Origin of the sequence: Floridaenema fluviatile BLCC-F154 (genome assembly GCF_041929135.1) — a bacterium.
In the GTDB taxonomy this organism is placed as follows: Bacteria; Cyanobacteriota; Cyanobacteriia; order Cyanobacteriales; family Aerosakkonemataceae; genus Floridanema; species Floridanema fluviatile.
On the sequence record NZ_JBHFNS010000050.1, the window covers coordinates 69,660 to 91,565 of the forward strand.

The 21,906-nt window shown below is 39.8% G+C and carries 15 protein-coding genes; 8 read left to right on the forward strand and 7 right to left on the reverse strand.

The window, feature by feature from the left end; translation table 11 throughout:
• The first annotated feature begins 331 nt into the window (after nt 1-331).
• On the forward strand, nt 332-691 hold the full coding sequence (locus tag ACE1B6_RS12265; RefSeq protein ID WP_413257517.1) for a hypothetical protein: 360 nt from the start codon (nt 332-334) through the stop codon (nt 689-691).
• Nucleotides 692-953: 262 nt separating this feature from the next.
• On the opposite strand, the gene ACE1B6_RS12270 is transcribed toward ACE1B6_RS12265, so the two are convergent.
• The 4 genes from ACE1B6_RS12270 to ACE1B6_RS12285 form a co-directional block, all read right to left on the reverse strand.
• On the reverse strand, nt 954-3,347 hold the full coding sequence (locus tag ACE1B6_RS12270; RefSeq protein ID WP_413257518.1) for a WD40 repeat domain-containing protein: 2,394 nt from the start codon (nt 3,345-3,347) through the stop codon (nt 954-956).
• Nucleotides 3,348-3,518: 171 nt separating this feature from the next.
• Nucleotides 3,519-3,968, reverse strand: coding sequence for a hypothetical protein (locus tag ACE1B6_RS12275; RefSeq protein WP_413257519.1), 450 nt, complete (start codon nt 3,966-3,968; stop codon nt 3,519-3,521).
• A 102-nt stretch (nt 3,969-4,070) separates the two neighbouring features.
• Nucleotides 4,071-4,220 carry an isochorismate synthase gene (locus ACE1B6_RS12280; RefSeq protein ID WP_413257520.1) on the reverse strand — a complete coding sequence of 50 codons (150 nt, stop codon included), beginning with the start codon at nt 4,218-4,220 and terminating at the stop codon, nt 4,071-4,073.
• A 275-nt stretch (nt 4,221-4,495) separates the two neighbouring features.
• Entirely contained in the window at nt 4,496-5,236 is a 741-nt protein-coding gene (locus ACE1B6_RS12285; protein ID WP_413257521.1) for a glutathione peroxidase, read from the reverse strand.
• A 62-nt stretch (nt 5,237-5,298) separates the two neighbouring features.
• Between ACE1B6_RS12285 and ACE1B6_RS12290 the strand changes: the two genes are divergently transcribed.
• From ACE1B6_RS12290 to ACE1B6_RS12305, 4 genes are all read left to right on the forward strand, one after another.
• Nucleotides 5,299-5,448, forward strand: a complete 150-nt coding sequence (locus ACE1B6_RS12290) for a hypothetical protein (RefSeq protein WP_413257522.1) — start codon at nt 5,299-5,301, stop codon at nt 5,446-5,448.
• The gene (locus tag ACE1B6_RS12295; protein WP_413257523.1) at nt 5,418-6,104 is read left to right on the forward strand and encodes a lecithin retinol acyltransferase family protein; all 687 of its coding nucleotides are present in this window, start codon (nt 5,418-5,420) and stop codon (nt 6,102-6,104) included. The genes ACE1B6_RS12290 and ACE1B6_RS12295 overlap by 31 nt, the downstream gene beginning before the upstream one ends.
• 430 nt (nt 6,105-6,534) lie before the next feature.
• A complete protein-coding gene (locus ACE1B6_RS12300) occupies nt 6,535-9,996 on the forward strand; it encodes a DUF4347 domain-containing protein (protein ID WP_413257524.1) in 3,462 nt (1,153 codons plus the stop codon).
• A gap of 313 nt (nt 9,997-10,309) precedes the next feature.
• Entirely contained in the window at nt 10,310-11,419 is a 1,110-nt protein-coding gene (locus ACE1B6_RS12305) for an acyltransferase family protein (protein WP_413257525.1), read from the forward strand.
• Between the two features lie 58 nt (nt 11,420-11,477).
• On the opposite strand, the gene ACE1B6_RS12310 is transcribed toward ACE1B6_RS12305, so the two are convergent.
• The 3 genes from ACE1B6_RS12310 to ACE1B6_RS12320 all read right to left on the reverse strand — a co-directional run bounded on the left by ACE1B6_RS12310 (nt 11,478) and on the right by ACE1B6_RS12320 (nt 17,856).
• Nucleotides 11,478-13,331 carry a two-component system response regulator gene (locus ACE1B6_RS12310; RefSeq protein ID WP_413257526.1) on the reverse strand — a complete coding sequence of 618 codons (1,854 nt, stop codon included), beginning with the start codon at nt 13,329-13,331 and terminating at the stop codon, nt 11,478-11,480.
• A gap of 79 nt (nt 13,332-13,410) precedes the next feature.
• Nucleotides 13,411-16,782, reverse strand: a complete 3,372-nt coding sequence (locus ACE1B6_RS12315) for a PAS domain-containing hybrid sensor histidine kinase/response regulator (protein WP_413257527.1) — start codon at nt 16,780-16,782, stop codon at nt 13,411-13,413.
• 318 nt (nt 16,783-17,100) lie between these two features.
• Nucleotides 17,101-17,856, reverse strand: coding sequence for a sugar phosphate isomerase/epimerase family protein (locus ACE1B6_RS12320; protein WP_413257528.1), 756 nt, complete (start codon nt 17,854-17,856; stop codon nt 17,101-17,103).
• A 39-nt stretch (nt 17,857-17,895) separates the two neighbouring features.
• Between ACE1B6_RS12320 and ACE1B6_RS12325 the strand changes: the two genes are divergently transcribed.
• The 3 genes from ACE1B6_RS12325 (at nt 17,896) to glmU (ending at nt 21,592) form a co-directional block, all read left to right on the forward strand.
• Nucleotides 17,896-18,762 (forward strand): tRNA (5-methylaminomethyl-2-thiouridine)(34)-methyltransferase MnmD, encoded by an 867-nt coding sequence (locus tag ACE1B6_RS12325; RefSeq protein WP_413257529.1) that lies wholly within the window; start codon nt 17,896-17,898, stop codon nt 18,760-18,762.
• Nucleotides 18,763-19,119: 357 nt separating this feature from the next.
• A complete protein-coding gene (locus ACE1B6_RS12330) occupies nt 19,120-20,097 on the forward strand; it encodes an HD domain-containing phosphohydrolase (protein ID WP_459563018.1) in 978 nt (325 codons plus the stop codon).
• Nucleotides 20,098-20,221: 124 nt separating this feature from the next.
• Nucleotides 20,222-21,592, forward strand: a complete 1,371-nt coding sequence (gene glmU / locus ACE1B6_RS12335; protein WP_413257531.1) for a bifunctional UDP-N-acetylglucosamine diphosphorylase/glucosamine-1-phosphate N-acetyltransferase GlmU — start codon at nt 20,222-20,224, stop codon at nt 21,590-21,592.
• Nucleotides 21,593-21,906 lie beyond the last annotated feature (314 nt).

A 21,906-nucleotide genomic window follows, 5' to 3' on the forward strand; every position in this document is an offset into this window, starting at 1 on the left:
CAGGCTAATCAGCTATGTTGTTGACCCCTCGTTTGATGTCGATCTACAATCTTTATACCAGGTGCATTAATTTGATGCCTGAAACCCTCTCTTCTCTGGGTAAAGGCTTTGTAGCGAACTCCCTACCTATTGGGTTAATTCGGATTAGTTGGAAACGAACCGTCCTTGACGCGGAAGAAGCATCTTAATTAAATTCCCTACCGATTGGGTTAATTCGGATTAGTTGGAAACAGGTTTCCGCTTGAAAACACCCGGTCAATAATTATTGCCAGGGCATCTCCCTACCGATTGGGTTAATTCGGATTAGTTGGAAACGTTCTTTGAGGTAAAAATGTACAACAAACTCATGTTGATGTTGGCTGCTTTGGGTATTTCCTTTTCAGCCTGCGCCTCTATGCAGGCTCCCTGCCGTGAGGCAGCTGCTTTGGCGGCAACTGTTTCCGTTTCCGACGACCTTTCCCGCCTCCTGGCTGGAAACAGCATTGACAAGGCAGCTTTTTTGCAAAAAGTTCGCAAGTTGGAAGAAGTGGAAAGTGTCCCGGCTGAGAAATCAGCAATTGGAACTTTTTCAACTATCATATCGGCTGATGGAAAGCTCATCCCTGCTTTCGAACGACCGACACAACAAGCTTATATGCAGCTAACTGAGCGCGTGAACAGCCTGCGTGCTAGCTGCAAAGAGCAATCATAACCCTAACCAAACCATTCGTGACAGGTTAAGAAAAAGGAATGAACGTCAATGAGTGAATATGGTGAATAAAACTAAAATATCAAAAGTAATTTCTTGCCTGTCGGGGAGAGGACTAAGGCAATCTCGGACTGCCTTAGTCCTCTCTGCATGACAATGATTCTAATCTTCCATACTTACTGTACTAAATTATTAGGAAAATACCAAAATAGTAAAGCTATTAATTCAAAATGAATATACATTGACTGTAGGGCATATTTAAACCTCACAAAGCCCGCCAAATTTTCACAGTTTTATCCTCACTTCCACTAGCAAAAGTTTGTCCATCAGGACTAACAGCTAAAGAATAAACCCATTTTTTATGTCCGGTAAAAGTCCCTAATAATTTGCCTGTTTCCAAATGCCAGAACCTAATTGTATTATCCTTACTTCCACTAATTAAAGTTTTACCATCAGGACTAAAAGCTAAGGATAAAACCCAATCAGAATGACCCATGAAAGTTCGCAAAAGTTTTCCTGTATTCAAATGCCAAAGTTTAATTGTATTGTCATCACTACCACTAGCTAACATCTCTCCATCAGGGCTAATTACTACCGATCGCACCCAGTCAAAATGCCCTTCTAAATTATGAATTAACTCGCCACTTTGCAGATGCCAAATTTTTACGGTTTTATCTCCTCCACTACTAGCAAACTTCTCACCATCGGGACTAATAGCTAAGGAATAAACCCACTTGTTATGTCCGGGAATACTGTGTAAAGGTTCCCCAGTTTCTAAATGCCAAGTTTTGATTTTGTGACTCCCACTAATCAGCGTTTTGCCATCAGGACTAATAGCTAAAGAATAAATCCATTTATGATGTCCAGCTAAAGTTCTAATTAACTCGCCAGTTTGTAATTGCCAAATTTTGATACAACTGCGATCGCTAGTCCGATGACTACTAGCTAAAATCTGTCCATCAGGACTAACATTAATTGCTAAAACTCTCCCACAATTACCATTTAAAGTATGCAATAATTCCCCAGTCCCTAAATGCCACAATTTGATAGTATTATCATCATCTCCACTCGCCAAAGTATTACCATCATGACTCACAGCAACCGAAGAAGCTTTTCCCGAATGTCCATTTAAAGTCTGAATAATCGAAATATTATCTACTTTCAAATCATTGGGAATTTTGGTAATTGCACTCAGATGGTTGGGGATGGTAATTAAGCTAGTTTGACTTTTCTCGATCGCTGTATTTTTGCTGCTTAAATCTTCTAATACTGTTAACAATCGACATACCTGATTCAGACAAGATTCATCTCCTATTGCTTGCAAACAAACTTTGATATTTTCTAAGAAAATTCTGTCTTTAGCAGTAATTAAAGATTGTACAGTTTCTAAGGAAACATTACTTCCTTCTAAAGGAATTTGCTTCTGCTGTAACCAGAATTTAATTGCATAATTAACCCGATCTCTTGCCCAAGATTTATCTGGTAAAACAGTTAAACTATTAGCCAATTTCGCCGATATTTCTAAAAGTTTTTCAGGTGCTTCATTTTCCCATTTACTAAACAAATCACCATAAAAAGAGAGACATATTCCTAGTAGTTTTTCTTGCGACTCTTGCTTAATATCCGACGATATTTCCGGTAAAACTGGGGTGAGTTTATAATTAATTAAATGATGCAAATCTGCGATCCAACCAGCCAGAAAACAATAATAACTAATTAACCATTGCCACAAACATTGCCAATCTTCTTCATTACATTGATATGGCAGATTTAAATCTTGAGTAACAATACCAAGTTGCTGCCATTTTAACTCTTTTTCTAAAATTTCCAAATTCTTAACATTATCGCCACCCAATTCCTGAACTTCTGCTAAACTAACGCCAGCAGCTAATAATTTATTTGCCGTTTCTCGCCATTGCAAAGCACGGTTCTTTGTCGCTGCATAAACCATTTCCAGATAAGGAAATTGAGAAATAATGGTTTGATAAGAATAAGTAGGTTCAGCAATTCCCCAATAAGCAATCCGCAAATTTAAATGTTTGCCAATGATTTCTAGTTCTAAAATTAAAGTTGGTTCAAATTTCAGGACTTCAAATAAAGCTTTGATGCTAGTTTCTTGCTCAAATTCCTGATTTTTCCAGGCTTTAGCAATGAATTCAACAGGTCTTTGTTGACTATTTAAAGGGTAGTTTTTGCCGAGAAACTCTCTTAAACTTTGCGCTAAATTTAGTTCCCAGTCTGCTATTTTTTCCGGTGAATAATCATTACCTTGAATCTTGATTGGGGCGAGGAAAATTCGTAAAGGTTTCGGTGCATTATCCGGCGGTTGAGTTAAAAATTGAGAGGGAAGTAATTTTAAAGGCCAATTTTCAATAAATTGCTGATATTCGGGATACTTTTGGACAATTTCTCGCCCTGCTTCTACTAATTGTAAAACTGTTTCTCGATGATAAGCTGCAATTTCCTGTTCCCGTCGCCACTTTTGTAAATGGCGATTTTCGGGTGACTTTTCCCCGAATTCATCCGATTTAAATTGGTGAACTTCCTTAGCTTGTTCGTGCTTGATTGCTGCTAATCTTTCCTCCTGTAAGGCTGTGAATATTTGTGCGATCGCTGGTAAACCCTGGACTAGTAACTGTAAACCTAGCTCCAGTTCCATAAACTACTCTCCAATTTATCGTATAATCAACCTAGAATTATTCCCTATAATCGGGTAAACTTTCCCAATCATAGCTTTTAAGTATACCATCCTAGTTTAAGGATAAGTTAACACTAAAAACTATCGCTTATTTCTGACTCCAAAGCCATTAAAAAAATACTAAATTCCGGTTTACTTGACATTGATTTCTTGAGAAAATGCCAAAGCTGCTTCATAAGCAACCTGGTAATCCTTCCCGCCTAACATTACTTCACCATAATACTCGTAAGGCATTGCACCATAAACCGGAAGCGGATTATCTTCTGGGTAATCTTCTTTCGCTTCTTCCACTGCGGCGATTAGTTGCTTTACAGTCAAACAATGTGCCGGAAAATAGAACAGTTCTTCCGCCTGTTTATCCCAAAGGGTAAAGGATGGATCGACAACATGATTATCCAACTCTAGCCAACTATGTTCGATCGGAGGCAAAGATTCCCCCGCAATCACTAAAAAACCTTGCACATAAGTACAATTAGGATACAGTAGCGCCGCTTTGTAAGCATTTTCAAAAGCATTCTTAGCCAACTTTTTCAAAGATTGACCTACTTCTATGGAGAAAGTAGCATCTAACAGTTTATTCATACCTATTATGATATCATTTTCTCTTAAATTATAAACATTAATCAGCAAAAAAGAGGGAAAAGAAATAAACTTCTCTCCCTTTCCCATATCCTCAACATTTAGTTAACCATTACGATTAGTGTCATTATAAGCATCTCCATCAAAAGGTTGCACACCAGTTTCAGGATAGTCATCTTTCGCTGGAGTAAAAACTTTCATCGCTGATTCTAAGAATTTTTGAAACCCTTCTCTGATTCTTTGAGTAAATGGCATATTTTCCTCCCCTAATTCACTTTTCCTACTTCTGACATCCCCATATTAAAATAAATCATCTCCGATCCAACTCTATTAAAAGTCAGATTTATCAATGTTATCAAAAAACAAAACTCCTAACTATTAACAGATGCCAAATACTTCTTTTTTTCTTCTCTGTGTTCTCTGCGCCTCTGCGGTTTCAACAACTTAATTCAAAATCTTGTAGAGAGAGACGTTATATATAACGTCTCTACATTATGGGTAATCAAGCGAACACGATCGTAAGTCCCAAATTACCGATGTTGAGAGCCTAAATACTCATCTAAAGCTTCCGATCCCCCAATCAATTTGCCATCAATAAATACTTGAGGTACAGTTTTTGCACCAGTCACAGCTTGCAAAGAACGGGTAGTAATATCCTTACCCAAAACGATTTCCTCAAAATCAATTCCTCTTTCTTTCAAAGTAGCTTTAGCACGAGCACAATAAGGACAACCGACTTTGGTAAACAGGGAAACTAACTTAGGTTTCGCTGCTTGTGGATTGATATATTTTAGCATTGTTTCGGCATCAGAAACTTCAAAAGGATCGCCTTCTACCTCCGGTTCGATAAACATCTTTTCAATTACTCCATCTTTAACTAACATAGAGTAACGCCAAGATCTCTTACCAAAACCTAAATCCCTTTTATCAACTAACATTCCCATGCCTTCGCTAAATTCTCCATTACCATCGGGAATGAATTTTATATTTTCTGCCTGTTGATCTTTTTGCCACTCTTCCATTACAAAAGGGTCATTTACCGAGATACAGATAATATCATCGACCCCATTTTCTTTGAAAGTTGTGTATAGTTCATTGTAACCAGGAACGTGAGTGGAAGAACAAGTGGGAGTGAAAGCACCGGGAAGTGCAAAAACCACAACTGTTTTCCCGGAAAATAATTCATCAGTGGTAAAGTCTAACCATTTACCATCTTTACGGGTTCGGAAAGTTACATGGGGAACTCTTTCCCCTTCACGATTTTTTAACATTATTCTTATCTCCTATTTGGCAATGTTTTGCTGATGGTAGCATGATTTGTGAAGAATGATTTATGATTCAGACATCAGTGCGATCGCAAAAAAACCTGCAACAAATGCCAAAATGTTTCCTAATCTGTATAATAAGTGAGTTGTCCTTAGCAGCAAAAGTCAACATTAAAGGCAAAAAATTATGGCGCGAGGCGATCAAATCTATGCCATGAGACACTTTATTAACATTAAAGGCGTTTATGAACATCATGGGATTGACTGCGGCGATGGTACAGCTATTCATTACCGCAAACCTAGCGAAACTATTGAACGTACCTCTTTAGAAACTCTCGCCCAAGGTGGGATAATTTATGTGAAAAGATACCAAGTTTCTTTCATTAACGATGTAGTTGTGCGTCGCGCCGAAAGTCGTTTAGGAGAAAGAAAATATAACCTACTTTTTAACAACTGCGAGCATTTTGCTACTTGGTGTAAAACTGGAATTAACTTCAGTCAACAGGTAGTAGATTTTATTCCCATGTTACGTTATATTGATGTGGATACATTATCTGAACCTGTGAGCCGTTCTTTAGAAACCACTGCAAAAGACGAAACTACTCGGTTAGTTGAAGAAGCTCTTTCTCAAATTCGCACTACTTGGAATAACATTCAACCTCAGTATACTCAAACACTTAAACAAATGAATGATTGGGAAAAAGTAGCTAAGGAAGCTTTAAAGCGAAACCGAGAAGATTTAGCGAGAGCAGCATTACAGAAAAAACAACAGTATAAACAACAAGCTACTCAACAGGAAGAAATGCTGCAAAAGTTAGCTAAAATGACGCAAAATCTCATCGAAAAGCAGCAAGGAAACCAACAGATTTTATAAATAGATATCGTATCAGGAAACGATCGCAAAACTTTTAGATGAACTCTGAAACTATCTATGTAATTTTACGGCTTTTCCATACTGAAAATCCCTAGAAAATTAAAGATTACGTAAAGTTACGGTAAAAAAGCTCCGTTTTGATGAAATTTTAGTAAAGATGACTTTGCTTGAATTGAAATTACTCAGAGAATAAGTTAACTTAAGCCTGTATTATTACGGAGAAAAGCTGACTGTTAAGTTTTTGCTCCCCAGAAAATCCCCTAATTTTCAGAGGATTTAGTCAAAAAATTCCCAATTTGACAAGTACTGTTCTAGTTTGTGCAGCACATCTTTGCTTTGATGATATTGCATGACTGGGCTGGATTTGCGGGTGCTTTTTTTATCTATTTCTTAACATCAATTAAGTCCAAAATCTGCGAGCTATAAAGTTATGGAAAATCCGCCAAATCTTCTCCCTAATGACTCAACACTAACTAATTCCAGTTTGTTGCCACCTTTATCGATCGACAATACCCTAAGTAACCCAACTAACACTGGTATTAGTAATAGCATCGGTCAGGAATTAATCTTTGTTGACAACACGGTATCCATAGCTGACTACCAAGCTTTTATGCAAGGGCGAGATACCAGCGAACAAGTTTATATGCTCAACGGAAGTAGCGATGGACTAACTCAAATTGAGGAAACCCTTTCAGGCTACCAAAATGTAACGGCGGTACATATTCTTTCCCGTAGTGATAACACTGATTTGCTCTTGGGCAATGTCAGTTTAAACAACGACAATTTGCCCAATCATGCCGAGATATTGCAATCTTGGTCTGATTCATTAACACCAGAAGCCGATATCCTACTTTATAACTATGATGTAACGCAGAACGAACTCGGAAAGAGTTTTGCCCAACAGTTCGCAGATCTGACAGGGGCGGATGTTGGTACATCTACTAACTTGGGTGGACAATGGCAATTGGAGTTTAGCACAGGCAGCATTGAAGCGGGAAACTTTACGCCGCCTGTTGTTCAAGATCCGGTTGATGTGGTAAATACTTATACAGTAACGAATACAGCGGATAGTGGGACTGGCTCATTGCGGGATGCCATTACCCAGGCAAATACTAGCGCCGAAGCTGATTTAATTGTTTTTGACGCAACTGTTTTTGCTACTCCGCAAACTATCACCTTGACTAGTGGTAATTTGACGCTTACCGATCGCGCCAAGACAACAATTACCGGATTGGGAGCAGACAAAATCACCATCAGCGGGAATAATCAATCGAACATTTTCTTGGTGTTTGATGGCGCTAGTGCCGAAATTAGCGGATTAGCGATCGCTAACGGTCAAGCATTCAACGGCGCAGGAATTTACAACGCAGGAACCTTAACTCTCAGCAACAGCATCCTCAGCAGTAACACAGCCAGCAGAAGAAACGTTAAGGGCAATCTCGCATCTTACGGCGGTGCAATCTTCAACTCAGGAACCTTAACTCTGAATGACAACATCCTGAACAACAACTCAGGATTCTTCGGCGGCGGTATCAGCAACACGGGAACCTTAACCCTCAGCAACAATACCCTCAGCAACAACTCCGCATTCTTCGGCGGTGGTATCTTCAACGACTTTGGTACAGTCACCGCCAACGCCAGCACTTTCACTAACAACTGGGCAGAACATGACGGCGGCGGTATTTATAATGATTTTGGCACCGTCACCTTAAGCAACAGTACCCTCAATCTCAACTCTTCACAACACGACGGGGGCGGTATCTACAACGAGTTTGGCACTTTGACGATCGCCAACAGCACTCTCAGTGACAACTTGGCATATTACAACGGCGGCGGAATTGAAAACTTTGGTAGTTTGACAATTTCCCAAAGTACCCTCAGCAACAACTCAGCAGAAAACGGCGGCGGGATTCGCAATTATGGCGGTAGTGCCCAGATTACTTTAACAAATAGTATCTTGGCAAATAACAGCGGTGGCGATCTCAAACAACAAGCTGGCGCTACTACCACCACCACGGGAGTTAACTTAGTCGCAGACAGTAGCCTAACGGGTGCAAATATTATTAATCAAGATCCGCTTTTGGGTTCTTTGGCAGATAATGGGGGTTTGACTCAGACAATCGAACTGCTTGCTGGTAGTCCGGCGATTAATGCGGGAGATAACAGCCAAGTTCCCAGCGATCTCACTACCGACCAACGGGGTACGGGTTTTAATCGGATTAGTGGCAGTAAAGTAGATCTCGGTGCGTTTGAAGTGCAAGATGATTCGCCAGTTATCCCCGATAACATCGTCGTCACTTTCAACGAAGACTCTACTTATATATTTAGTCCCAGCACTTTCTCTTTCTCGAATAATCCAGGCGACACCTTACCAGGCGATGATTCGGGAGATGATTTAGGAGATGACACTCTTCCAGGCGATGATTCGGGAGATGAGTTAGGAGATGACACTCTTCCAGGTGATGATTCGGGAGATGATTTAGGAGATGACACTCTTCCAGGTGATGATTCGGGAGATGATTTAGGAGATGACACTCTTCCAGGTGATGATTCGGGAGATGATTTAGGAGATGACACTCTTCCAGGTGGTGATTCGGGAGATGATTTAGGAGATGACACTCTTCCAGGCGATGATTCGGGAGATGATTTAGGAGATGACACTCTTCCAGGCGATGATTCGGGAGATGATGGAACTGTAGAGGCAATACAAATTGTTAGTCTACCTACAGTTGGTTCTCTCACTTTTAATGGTAATCCGGTCACGGTGGATACGATCGTCAATGCCGCAGACTTGGGTAACTTGAAGTTTACCCCGGAAGCTGATGCTAACGGCGATGGTTATGCGAGTTTGCAATTCAAAATTGGAGATGGCACGACTTTTAGCACGGAAGTCTACGACCTGACTTTCAATGTTACCCCGGCTAATGATGCACCGATTTTTACAGCTAGCGATCCACCTGCGATCGCTGTAGACAGCGGATGGCAAACTCTCACCGACTGGGCGATGTTCAATCCAGGTGCTCCTAACGAGTCAGATCAAACTGCTACTTATATAGTTAGCAACATTTCCAATCCGGCGCTGTTTAGTATTCTCCCCTCGATTGATGCTAATGGTCAACTTACTTACGAGTCTGCCGCTGGTGCTGAAGGTACTTCTACCTTTGATGTGGTAGTTCAGGATAGCGGTGGCACAACCAATGGTGGTGTTGATACTTCTCCCCCGCAGACTTTTACTATTACTGTCAACTCTACTGGTGGTAGTCCTGAAATCAATGCCCCTACTGCTTTGAATGTGTTGTCTGCCAATAGTAGCATCAGCAGTATTAGTCTTAGTGATGACGGAGTTACGGCTACCAGTTCGGTGTCTTTGCAAGTAAATCGTGGGACTTTGGGGGTGAGTGCGATCGCAGATGTCACCGTCCAGAACAATAACACCGCCGCTGTCACTCTGGCAGGTAGCATCACTAACCTGAATACCGCTCTCAGCAGTTTGACTTACAACAGCGGTGACTTCACGGGTAGCGATTCTCTGACGATTACCGCAGGTAGTAATACCGCAAAGGTTGCCCTCACTGTTGCCCGTGATGTTGGCACTTTAGGCAGTTTCACCCTAGATATTACGGGTTCGATCGACAATGATGATTCATTTGACCTCTATCAATTTACGCTCGATCGACCTGGTACTTTCAAACCAATCTTAGGTCTTCTCAATGCCAACGCTGACATGGATATCCTTAATAGTAGCGGCGAATTGATTGTCTCTTTGACTAATCCGGGAACTCGCGCCGAACTAATTTCTTATCTGTTGGCAGCAGATACCTACTATGCCAAAGTCTACCAAGTCTCTGGTTCAACTACTTACAATCTGAAACTCAACACTATTTCCTCTTAAAAAACTGCCCCCAGATATATCTGGGGGCAGTAAGCTGTTACGCATTTAAAAGTCATATTGTAGGGTGCGTCAGATTTAGATATTTTCCTTTCTACATAAAGCTTTACCGTCTGACGCACCCTACTCGTTAATAAGTGATTTAAATGCGTAACAGCTTAACAGGTAATTAAACTTTTTAATAGTAAGAATTTACTGAGTTTCATTATATCCAGCCTTGATTAATCTAAGTTTCTGAGGAATCAGCTATTTTGACCGGAAATCTCCTAAAGTATGAGAATCTAAAACAGATTAGCTCAAGAAAAGAATAATACAGATGCGTTTAACCTCTCTGGATGTGTTTCGAGGTATTGCGATCGCAGGTATGATCCTAGTCAATACAGCGAGTTTAGGAAAAGTCTATCCTTTCTTAAGTCACGCTGACTGGAATGGCTGCACTTTGGCAGATTTAGTTTTTCCCTTTTTCCTGTTTATCGTCGGTGTGGCAATGTCTTTTTCTCTTGCTAAGTACACCAAGGGAAAACAAACTCCAGCATCAGTCTATTGGCGCATTTTTCGGCGTAGCATCATCCTTTTTGCTTTGGGTTTGTTGCTGAATGGCTTTTGGAATTACGACATTAGTAACATCAGAATTATGGGAGTGTTACAGCGAATAGCCCTAGCTTATTTATTCACAGCTTTAGCAATTCTGAAATTGCCCAAAAAGGGTTTGTGGGTATTAACAGCAATTTTACTTGTTGGTTATTGGGCGGCAATGATTTTAATTCCGGTTCCTAATTATGGTGCTGGAGTATTAACTAGGGAGGGAAATTTTGGGGCTTGGATCGATCGTCTCATCATTCCAACAACCCATCTTTACAAAGGAGATGGTTACAACTTAATGGGAGATCCCGAAGGACTATTTAGCACCTTACCCGCTATAGCAACCACACTTTTAGGTTACTTAACTGGCAACTGGCTACGAAAACAAAATCCTAACCCAAAAACCAGCATAAACTTAGCATTAATTGGCATTATTTGTTTATTCATTGGTTGGAATTGGGGTTTATTATTTCCCATCAATAAAAAGCTGTGGACAAGTTCTTTTGTTCTATTTACTTCGGGATGGGCAATGCTCTTATTAGCCGGATGTTATCAATTAATTGAAGTCCGCGAATTACGCCGTTGGGGAAAGCCATTTGAAATTCTCGGATTAAACGCCATTTTCATTTTTGTCGCTTCAGTTTTAGGCTTGAAACTAATGGCAAAAATTCAAATAGGCACAGGCGAAACTGCCATCAGTATCTACAATTGGATTTACCAAAATTTATTCGCATCTTGGGCAGGTGAAATGAACGGTTCTTTACTATTCGCCTTAATAACGCTGTTATTTTGGTGGGCAGTTGCTTATTTAATGTACGCCAAAAATTGGTTTTTCAAAGTCTAAGAAAGGAAAGGGTAAAGGGTAAAGGTGAAATTTAATTCCCCTCTGCCCCTGAAGCCCCTCACCACTTGGGAGAAGCAACAATTAACTCCGTTGCTTCTTTCTTCGGTAACGGTTTGGCAAAGAAGTATCCTTGCCCAAATTCACAGTTTAATTCTCGCAGTTGTGCTAGTTGTTTTTCCGTTTCAATTCCCTCTGCAACTACACTCATTTTCATCGTTTCGGCAATTTTCTTAATGGCTGGAATTAAACCTAAACTTTCTAAAGTGCCATCTAATTTACTCACAAAAGAACGGTCAACTTTCAATGTATCAACTGGAAAATTATGCAGATAACTTAAGGAAGAATAACCTGTACCAAAGTCATCAATACTTAATTGAATTTGTCTTTGGCGTAGGGCTTGTAAAATTGCTTTAGCAGATTGAGCATTGTTAATAAACGCACTTTCGGTAATTTCCAATTTCAAACATTGCGGATTGATTTGGGTTTCAGCTACAATTTGGTCAATTTGTTCTACAATATCTAATTGAGCGAATTGTCGCGCCGAGATATTCACACTCATAAATATCGATTCATCTATGAGTTTTTTCTGATACCATTCTTGGATTTGATGACAAGCTAATGACAATACTAATTTACCAATGGAATTGATTAATCCTGTTTCTTCGGCTAAGGGAATAAACAAAGCTGGGGAAACTGTTCCTCTGCTGGGATGTTGCCAACGAACTAAGGCTTCAAATCCGGTAATTTTGCCTGTGGAAAGGGAAATTATTGGTTGATAATGAACAACAAATTCTTCTTGGTGAATGGCTTTTCGCAAGTCGTTTTCTAACTGTAAAGCTTGCACTGCGGCAGCGTGCATTGTCGGATCGAAAAGGTGATATTGTCCTTTTCCTAATGTTTTTGCTCGATACATTGCGGTGTCAGCATCCCGCAATATATGTTCGGCTTGTTCGTAACTAGAATTACCTAAAGCAACACCAATACTAGCATTAATAAAAACTTCGTTTCTTTTTAATTGAAAGGGAAATGAAAGAGCTTTTAGTATTTGATCTGCTACTTGAGTTGCATTGTTAATATTATCAATTTCTTCCAGGAGAATGGCAAATTCGTCGCCGCCAAATCTAGCGATCGTACTCTTTGGCATTATAATCGATTGTAACCGATGAGTTAAGGCAACTAACAGTTCATCTCCCACTAAATGACCGAGAGAATCATTAATTACTTTAAAGCGATCGCAATCCAAAAACAACACCGCAAACTGATAATCCCTATTCTCCTGAGCCAAATTCAGTAACTCTACCAATCTCTCCATAAAAAAGGCTCGATTAGGTAAACCCGTCAACGCATCATGGAGAGCCATATTTAGCAGTTTTGTTTGCAACAATTTGCGTTCCTGAATTTCTCGTTTTAACTCTTCAATTGCTATTTGTAACTGATAAGTCCTTTCTTTTACTCTCGCTTCTAATTCCGCATTCAATTTTTGATTTTGCAGCTTGGCAGCTTTTAAACTCAATTGCAAACGCACTCTAGCTAAAACTTCTTCAAATTGAAAAGGTTTAGTAATATAATCAGCACCACCTACAGTAAAAGCTCTTATCTTATCAAAAGCATCATTTAAAGCACTTAAAAAAATGACCGGAATTTCCGCAGTTTTCGGATTAGATTTCAGTTTTTCACAAACTTCATAACCATTCATTACTGGCATCATAATATCTAGCAAAATCAAGTCTGGCAAAACTGTATCCATTGCCGTTAGCGCCATTTGTCCAGTCAGCGCCTTACGCACGTTATAACCTTCGTTTGCTAAAAATGATGAAATTAGACGTAAATTCTCTGGCGTATCGTCAACAACTAAGATATCTTCTTTCCGGGTTACAGTTTCTTCATTAGTAATCTCTATGTCATCATTCATGACTTATAGCCTCTTTGCCCAAAGATGCGGATTTATGTTCAGTATTCTGTTGCTCATTTTACTTTCTTTGAGTGATACTTTAACTTTCGCTAATTATTTGAGTTAATTGCATAATTTGCTCAAACTGGAAGCCTTCTACTAAATCATTCAAGGTAGAAGTTAAAACAGGAATTTCTGGGGGAATTTGCTGAATCAGTTCCAAAATTAAATTATCACTTCCTTGGGCAGCTGCATGATATAAATTTTCTATCCACTCTAGGGGCATTGTTTGTAAGCATGAGATTAAAGAATCATTTTTGACTGGTACTACATCTTCATTAATTGTTTCTTCTTCATACAGGTATTTTACACCTAAATGTTGAGATATTTTTTCTAATAACTCTTGTGCTTGGAAAGGTTTACGCACAAAGTCATCACATCCAGTAGATAAAATAACTTGTCGGTCTTCTTCAAAAGCACTAGCAGTGAGAGCAATAATCACCGTTGCTTGACCTTTCAAATGATTTTTGATCTGTTTGGTAGCTTCATAACCATTCATTATAGGCATTCGCATATCCATCCAAATTAAATGGGGTTCCCAAGCTTCCCAAATTGCCAAAGCTTGTTGACCATTTTCTGCTTCCCGCACGGCAAAACCCAGAGAAGCCAGCAATTTAACTAATAATAATCGATTAGTTACTTTATCTTCAACTACTAAAATGCGATAAATTGGTTGATTTGGTGCTAGTCCGACAATTTTTCTGGTTTCAATATTCTCTCTATTTTTCTGGCTAGATTGAGCAATTTTCACCGGAATTTTAAAAGTAAATTTTGAACCTACACCAAGTTCGCTAACAACAATAATTTTTCCTCCCATTAGTTCGACAAATCTTTGACTAATAGATAAACCTAAACCTGTTCCTGTACCAGAGTTTAAACCAGTGGTAGTTTGGGCAAAACAAGTAAATAATTGCGCCAATTCATGTTCTGCAATACCGGGACCAGTATCAGAAACTTCAAATAGTAATAATTTAGTATTTGCTAATTCTTCTTCAGAATTGGTGACTAGATTGATTCGTAAAGTCACATTACCAATTTGGGTAAACTTAATCGCATTACTCAACAAATTAATTAAAATTTGACGCAGTTTAGCTTCGTCAGTTTTAATGTATTGTGGTACGGCAGAATTACACTCAACAATAAGATTTAATTGCTTATTTTTTGCTTTCAATCTAAACATTTCTTCTAAATTATTTAGCAGATAATGTAAGTCGAAATCATGTTCGTTGAGCGTTACTCTTCCAGCTTCAATTTTGGACATTTCCAGAATTTCGTTAATTAATTCCAGTAAATGTTCTCCACTACGGCTAATTATTCCCAGAGATTCTTGATGCTCAATTGCTAAATTTTTGTCACGGTTTATGACTTGAGTAAAACCCAAAATTGCGTTTAATGGTGTGCGTAATTCGTGACTCATATTAGCTAAGAATTCGCTTTTAGCACGATTAGCGGCATCAGCAGTTTCTTTAGCTTTCATGAGTTCAATTGACTGTTGTTGAGTTTTGGCTAATAATTCTGCTTGTTGTAAAGCTACTCCTAGTTGATTACCGATTTGCACAACCATTTTAATCTCTGCCTCTTGCCATTGTCGGGGAGCAGAATTTTGGTAAGTTGCTAATAATCCCCACAGTTGATTCCCGCAGAAAATCGGGACAATAATATAGGCTCTAGCTTGTAGTTTTTCTAATAATTGTAAATAGCAATCGTCGAAGTTTGTAGTGTAAATATCGGTGACACAACGGTAAGTTGTTCCACTGCGATAAATTCCTCCTTGGGTTTCTTGTAAGTAAGTATCTTGGAGTTGGTTATAGGTACTGTCTAAAGCTTTTACGGCACATTTTTCTTTTTTGATAGCAATTTTTCTTAATTCTGGTTGCTCTAATTGTTGGTCTACTAATAAGTTCCAACCTGCTGCTACTGATTCGGCAACCAATTCTCCACTCCAATCGGCGTTAAAGCGATAAACCAGTACTCGATCGCACTCCACAGCTTGGCGTAACTCGTGAGTAGTGGCACTAAAAATTTGCTTAATGTCGAGGGTTTGGCGCATTCTTTGGATTACTCTGGCGATCGCTCTTTCTCGGTCAGCTATTTCTCGCAAAGTTGACTCTATTTTTTTGCGATCGCTAATATCGCGCACCACACAAACAGAGGAACTTCCATCAATTTTGGTCATGGTCATTTCTTGTGGGAAGCAGCTACCATTTTTCCTTTTACCTGTTGTTTCTAAGCGACAATTACCAGATTTGGCGAACTTCGGGGTTAACTCTTGTTGCAAGCGTTCTATTTCCGGCTTTTCATAAAGATTTCGCCAATTTTCTCCTAGTAATTCCTGCTCATTTTCGTAACCAAAAAGCCCGATATATGCTTCATTTAAGTAAACATATTTATCCTCCGCATTAATAATTGCTATGCCATCATTCACTGCTGCCATTGCTGCGGCTTGTTGCTGTAAGGCTAATTCGGCACGTTTGCGATCGCTAATATCACGAATAATTCCCACTAAAACTTGCTCATTTGAGCCATCTCGAAAAGCGATTTTTTTAGTTAAAATTGTGTGGTTATTCCCAGAACTATCGGTTAATTCCTCCTCCCTTTCATGCTCGATGCCACTACTAAAAACTAAGTCATCATATTGCCAAAAAACCTCGGCTTCTGCGGGAGGCAAAAAATCGTAATCTGACTTCCCAAGTAACTTTTCACGAGGATGACCGATTAATTGACAAAAGGCTTCATTGACCATTGTCCAACGATGTTGTTGATCCTTCACAAAAATTGGGTCGGACAAGGCATTGAGTACCCTGTCTAAAAAATCTTTATTAGTCTTTAAACGAGTTTCACTTTCTCGTAAAGCTAGTTCCGCAGCCGTTCTTTCCTTAATCTCTGTTCCCAAAGCTAAATTAGCCGCTGTTAACTCAAAAGTTCGTTCTCGCACCCGAATTTCTAACTCATCATAAGCTTGTCGTAAAGCCAACTCCGCCTTTTGTCGTTCAATAATCTCTCGTTGTAATTCCACATTTAATACTTCTAGTTGTTCCGGTGTTTGTAATGCTAAAAATTGTGGTAACAAATTTACCATTTGCCATGCTGTGTAGCAGGATACCAAAGCTGTTAAAGCACTCTCTATTCCTGTTAGCCAGTAAGCGGGATGCCACAATGTCCAAACTTCCAGCAAGTGACCTAAACCACAGAGAATTATAAAGGCACTAAACAAAAGGAAAACTTTGTGGAAGGGCACATCTTTTCGCTTACAGACAAAGTAGATCAATAGTGATGGAATCGAAAAATAGGCGATCGCTATTAACAAATCGCTAACTAAGTGTAATCCAACCAGTGGCGGTTTCCACAAATAGCAATGACCATGAGGAATAAACTGGCTAGGTGAAATGAAATTCTTAATTATTTCCCACATTCTTTAATTCTTTAGGTTTCTTAAAGGAGTATTTGATTTCCACTGTAACCTCCGATTCACGCCCCCATTATTCATATATTTTACCTAATAAGAGCTAATAAGATGTTGCTTGACCGTTAAAGTAGTTTTAGTCTTTATCATTATTTCCAATATTTTAAAACTTTTTTACATTTTGGCAATATAGCTCTACCGTTTTGCGTGTGTTCTTCGCTACATTTTTTTGTAAACCCTTAGATAGATTTACTTATTTACATATTAATTTACTATTTGTAAATAAATTTAACTATTTAATGCTTAGTTGAGGCTAACTCCCTTAAGTTAGCCGAAAATGTCGTTTGCCAACTGCGATCGTCTCACCCAATTAATTAATTCTCGAAAGTTGGGTAAGGAAATTGACTGGCGATGTTCCACACAGATTACATTGGGAATTTGCGGCAAGTTTTCTAACCAAACTGTTAGTGGGATCGTGGGATCGGGAGGTGTCGATCGCGCACCTTTCAGCTGCAATTCTTCAATAGGGAATTGCCAATTGAGAAAAAAATCATTTAAATTTATGCCACTATCTAACAAATGACCAGTATCGATCGCCAAACCAAAAACACTCGGTTCATTGAGCATTGCCATTAATTTAATCACATCTTTGGGATCTTTGGGATCGGTAAAAGCCCCAGCACGTAAAGGACTCAAAGGTTCAATCATCATGCGAATTCCTAGACTTTTGGCGATTGGGACTAAAGAATGAAAAAACTCTAAACAGCATTCCAATGGGCGATCGATTATTTCAAACCCAAAACCGCAAACAGTAAGAATCCGAGGTGCATTTAACCGCGCCGCCAACTCCAAAGTTTCTTGAACATGAGAAAAAGCTGCTTGGCGAACCGCAGTTTCCGGGTGCAAAGGATGAAATTCGTGCATTTTATATGCTTGCACAGTCACCACTTTCAAACCTTGGTATAATTCAACTTGGCAATCACTTGTATTTGCCACTTCTAAAGCCAAATTTTCCGCCAAAGCTAAACTCAATCGTTCCGCCAAAGTTGTTCCCGGAATTGAACTTTCGTTATAAGCTAGCACCCAATTATTACCAACCCAATTATTATTTATCTTAAATCAATGCCAGAACCAAATCTCTTGATTCCCCAACTTACAGATGACGGTTCCTTCACCTTTTTTTCCGCCGAATTTGGGGAAACCTTTCACAGTCAAAGTGGGGCAATTCAAGAAGCGGAAGCTAAATTTGTTCAACCTTTACAGTTAAAGCAGCAAGCCGAAAAACCGAAATTGCAACTATTAGACATTTGTTATGGTTTAGGGTACAATACCGCCACAGCACTAAAAACAATTTGGCAAATTAATCCCCATTGTCAGGTAGAATTATTCGCCTTGGAATTAGATGCCACAGTCCCCGCAGCTGCATTAGCGCATAACTTGACCGATAATTGGCTCGAACCGATTCCGCAAATTCTCAGTCAAATGGTGAGCGATCGACAAATCCAAACCCACAACTTAAAAGCCAGCTTATTAATTGGCGACGCTCGTACCACCATCCAACAACTACCAAACAACTGGCAAGCCGACGCAATTTTCCTCGATCCCTTTTCCCCGCCCAATTGCCCCCAACTGTGGACAGTGGAATTTTTAGGCGAAGTAGCCAAACATCTGAAGCCAGAAGGTAAACTTGCTACCTATTCCTGTTCCGCTGCCGTGAGAACTGCCCTGTTAGCCGCTGGGCTAACAATTGGGGCGACTACACCAGTAGGAAGAAAATCACCAGGAACGATCGCCAGCTTTAACCCCACAGACTTACCACCCCTATCCCAACAAGAAAAAGAACACCTACAAACTCGCGCCGCCATTCCCTACCGAGATCCGAATTTATCCGATCGAGCAAATATAATTTTGCACCGTCGCCACTTAGAACAACAAGCCTCTTCATTAGAATCCACCTCACACTGGAAAAAACGCTGGATAATAGCTTAAGAGGGCGATCGCTTAGCAACCCGTAGGAATCAATTCTCCACCCCAAAAATTTGTGACTTAAATCACAAAACCTAAAGTTTTGTCTCACTGCTAAAAATCGGAAGATATATTTTCCTATAGTTAGTATTGATGGTGATCCCCATTGCAAGGGAAAATCTTCTTTAGTTACTATTTGTGGTAGCGAATCGTAACTTGCTCTTTAAGTAAAGTACGTCATAAAAAAACCCCATTTTACGTAATCTTTATAGATTTAGGAAGGCGAAAGTGACCGTGAGTCCTCGTTTTGATATAGCTGTTGATTCATTCGGTGCAACCAGTGCCTTAGACACCTCATCGACAAAAGAGAGTGGCTTTAATTTGGATCAGCCAAAAATTCTCGTTGTTGACGATCACGCTGCTAGTCGCATGACAGCAGCCGCCCTTCTCGCAGTAGAAGGCTACGAAGTACTGGAAGCAGAGAATGGCCCAGCAGCATTAGTTACAGTGGTGGAAAGCCAACCAGATGTAATTCTGCTGGATGTAATGATGCCGGGAATGGATGGGTTTGAAGTTTGTCACAAATTAAAACAAGACGAACAAACTCGACTAGTCCCAGTAATTTTTATTACAGCACTTAACGATCGCCGATCGCGCATCCGCGGCATAGAAGCCGGAGGAGACGACTTTCTCACCAAACCATTCGATCGCCTAGAACTAGCAGCCCGTGTCAAATCATTAGTCCGGCAAAAACGCTTAAACGAAGACTTAGATCACGCCGAACAAGTAGTATTTTCGATCGCCAGAGCCATAGAAAGCCGCGATCCCAACACAGGGGATCACTGCGAAAGACTAGCCGCAATGGGCAAAGCCTTCGGCACCTACCTGGGACTTTCTCGTTCCGAAATCCGCGACTTAATGTGGGGTGGATATCTTCACGACATCGGCAAAGTTGGGATTCCCGATGCCGTACTACTGAAAAAAGGTCAATTCACCGAAGAAGAACGGCTAATCATGAATCAGCACGTTTTGATAGGTGAAAAAATTTGTCAACCCCTGCGAACCATGCACGGCGTTCTCCCAATTATCCGCCATCACCACGAACGCTGGGACGGTAGCGGATACCCAGACAGGTTATCAGGAAATCAAATCCCCTACCTAGCCCAAGTGTTCCAAATCATTGACATTTACGATGCCTTGACTAGCGAAAGACCTTATAAAAAAGCATTTCCGATCGAAGAAGCCCTAAAAATAATTCACCAAGAAACAGCCAAAGGCTGGCGAAATCCTCAGTTAGTCGATCAATTTATCGAATTTATTAGTTACACACAATTAAAAATCAGCCCTGACCCAGAATAAAATTTACTCTGTGAATGAAGAATCCTCGTGTCTTTAGACCGAGGAGTGTCAATTCGTTAATCTAATTACATAGTGGGTACGAAGCGCGGTATACTGCGGTATTTGTAGACTCTGTGTTCAAAAAATGGTAGCAGTAGCGATATTAGCGGCGGGACGTGGGACGCGAATGAAATCCCAATTACCCAAAGTATTACATCCCTTGGGCGGACGTTCCCTCGTAGAAAGAGTAATTCAAAGTTGTCTGGAAATTAACCCAGTTAGGCGCATTGTAATTATTGGTTACGAAGCAGAAAGAGTTAAAGCCGATCTCAACAATATTCCCGATTTAGAATTTGTCGAACAAAAAGAACAACTGGGAACAGGTCACGCTATCCAGCAATTATTACCTCATTTAGAGGGTTTCAGCCACGATTTATTAGTTTTAAATGGCGATGTACCTTTATTGCGCCCCCAAACAATTAAACATTTAATCGAAACTCACAAACAAAATAAAAACTCTGCCACTTTGTTGACGGCGCATTTGCCCAATCCCAAAGGATATGGACGAGTATTTTGTAACGGTCAAAACATCATTCAACAAATAGTAGAAGATCGAGATTGTAGCGCCGCCCAAAAGCAAAATAACCGAATCAATGCCGGAGTTTATTGTTTTCATTGGCCTGATTTAGCGAAAATCTTACCCAATTTAAAAGCCGACAACGACCAAAAAGAATATTATTTAACTGATGCGGTAAATGAACTTCAGCCAGTAATGGCAGTTGATGTGGAAGATTATGAAGAAATTCTGGGGATTAACGATCGCAAACAACTAGCAGTAGCTCATCAAATATTACAGGATAGAGTTAAAGATTATTGGATGACATCTGGAGTAACTTTAATCGATCCTGATAGTACAACGATCGACGATACAGTAGAAATTCAACCCGACGTAATCATTGAACCGCAAACCCATTTAAGAGGCAAAACTGTAATTGGTACAGGTAGTAGAATTGGCCCAGGTTGTTTAATTGAAAATAGTCAAATTGGCGAAAATGTCACAGTACTTTATTCCGTAATTACTGATAGTATAGTGCAATCGGGAACAAGAATTGGCCCATACACTCATTTGCGCGGTCATGTAGATGTCGGGGAAAATTGCCGGATTGGAAACTTTGTGGAACTGAAAAATACTCAATTGGGAACAAAGACTAATGTCGCCCATTTATCTTATTTGGGAGATGCTACATTAGGCGAAAAAGTGAATATTGGTGCCGGGACAATTACCGCTAATTATGATGGAGTGAAAAAACATCATACTACGATTGGCGATCGCACAAAAACAGGTTCCAACAGCGTATTAGTCGCCCCCATAACTATCGGTTCAGATGTGACAATTGCCGCAGGTTCCACAGTCACCGAAAACGTTCCCGATGATAGTTTAGTAGTAGCGCGTTCTCGGCAAATAGTCAAACCAGGTTGGCGGTTAAAAAGCGAACAAAACACCGACAAAAGTTAACAAATTACTTTTGAGTTGTAGGGGCAGGTTTAGCAAAAAATTCTGTAGTCACTACCAAAGAATTAACCAGAAAACCTGCCCTTACATAGTTTTAACTTAAAATAATTAATGGATAGAAATCGTTGACATCAAATTTGTTGGATTGAAAATTTGAATTAACACAAAAAAAAGTGGGCATTGCCCACCATTTCTTAATCAGTTACGCATTTAAAAGTCATATTGTAGGGTGCGTCAGATTTAGATATTTTCTTTTCTACATAGGCTTTACCGTCTGACGCACCCTACTCGTTAATAAGTGATTTAAATGCGTAACA

Excerpts from the sequence above, each read along its gene's own strand:
- ACE1B6_RS12265 (WP_413257517.1), top strand. The coding sequence starts at position 332 with ATGTACAACAAACTCATGTTGATGTTGGCTGCTTTGGGTATTTCCTTT.
- ACE1B6_RS12270 (WP_413257518.1), bottom strand. The coding sequence starts at position 3,347 with ATGGAACTGGAGCTAGGTTTACAGTTACTAGTCCAGGGTTTACCAGCG.
- ACE1B6_RS12275 (WP_413257519.1), bottom strand. The coding sequence starts at position 3,968 with ATGAATAAACTGTTAGATGCTACTTTCTCCATAGAAGTAGGTCAATCT.
- ACE1B6_RS12280 (WP_413257520.1), bottom strand. The coding sequence starts at position 4,220 with ATGCCATTTACTCAAAGAATCAGAGAAGGGTTTCAAAAATTCTTAGAA.
- ACE1B6_RS12285 (WP_413257521.1), bottom strand. The coding sequence starts at position 5,236 with ATGTTAAAAAATCGTGAAGGGGAAAGAGTTCCCCATGTAACTTTCCGA.
- ACE1B6_RS12290 (WP_413257522.1), top strand. The coding sequence starts at position 5,299 with ATGATTCAGACATCAGTGCGATCGCAAAAAAACCTGCAACAAATGCCA.
- ACE1B6_RS12295 (WP_413257523.1), top strand. The coding sequence starts at position 5,418 with ATGGCGCGAGGCGATCAAATCTATGCCATGAGACACTTTATTAACATT.
- ACE1B6_RS12300 (WP_413257524.1), top strand. The coding sequence starts at position 6,535 with ATGGAAAATCCGCCAAATCTTCTCCCTAATGACTCAACACTAACTAAT.
- ACE1B6_RS12305 (WP_413257525.1), top strand. The coding sequence starts at position 10,310 with ATGCGTTTAACCTCTCTGGATGTGTTTCGAGGTATTGCGATCGCAGGT.
- ACE1B6_RS12310 (WP_413257526.1), bottom strand. The coding sequence starts at position 13,331 with ATGAATGATGACATAGAGATTACTAATGAAGAAACTGTAACCCGGAAA.
- ACE1B6_RS12315 (WP_413257527.1), bottom strand. The coding sequence starts at position 16,782 with ATGTGGGAAATAATTAAGAATTTCATTTCACCTAGCCAGTTTATTCCT.
- ACE1B6_RS12325 (WP_413257529.1), top strand. The coding sequence starts at position 17,896 with ATGCCAGAACCAAATCTCTTGATTCCCCAACTTACAGATGACGGTTCC.
- glmU (WP_413257531.1), top strand. The coding sequence starts at position 20,222 with ATGGTAGCAGTAGCGATATTAGCGGCGGGACGTGGGACGCGAATGAAA.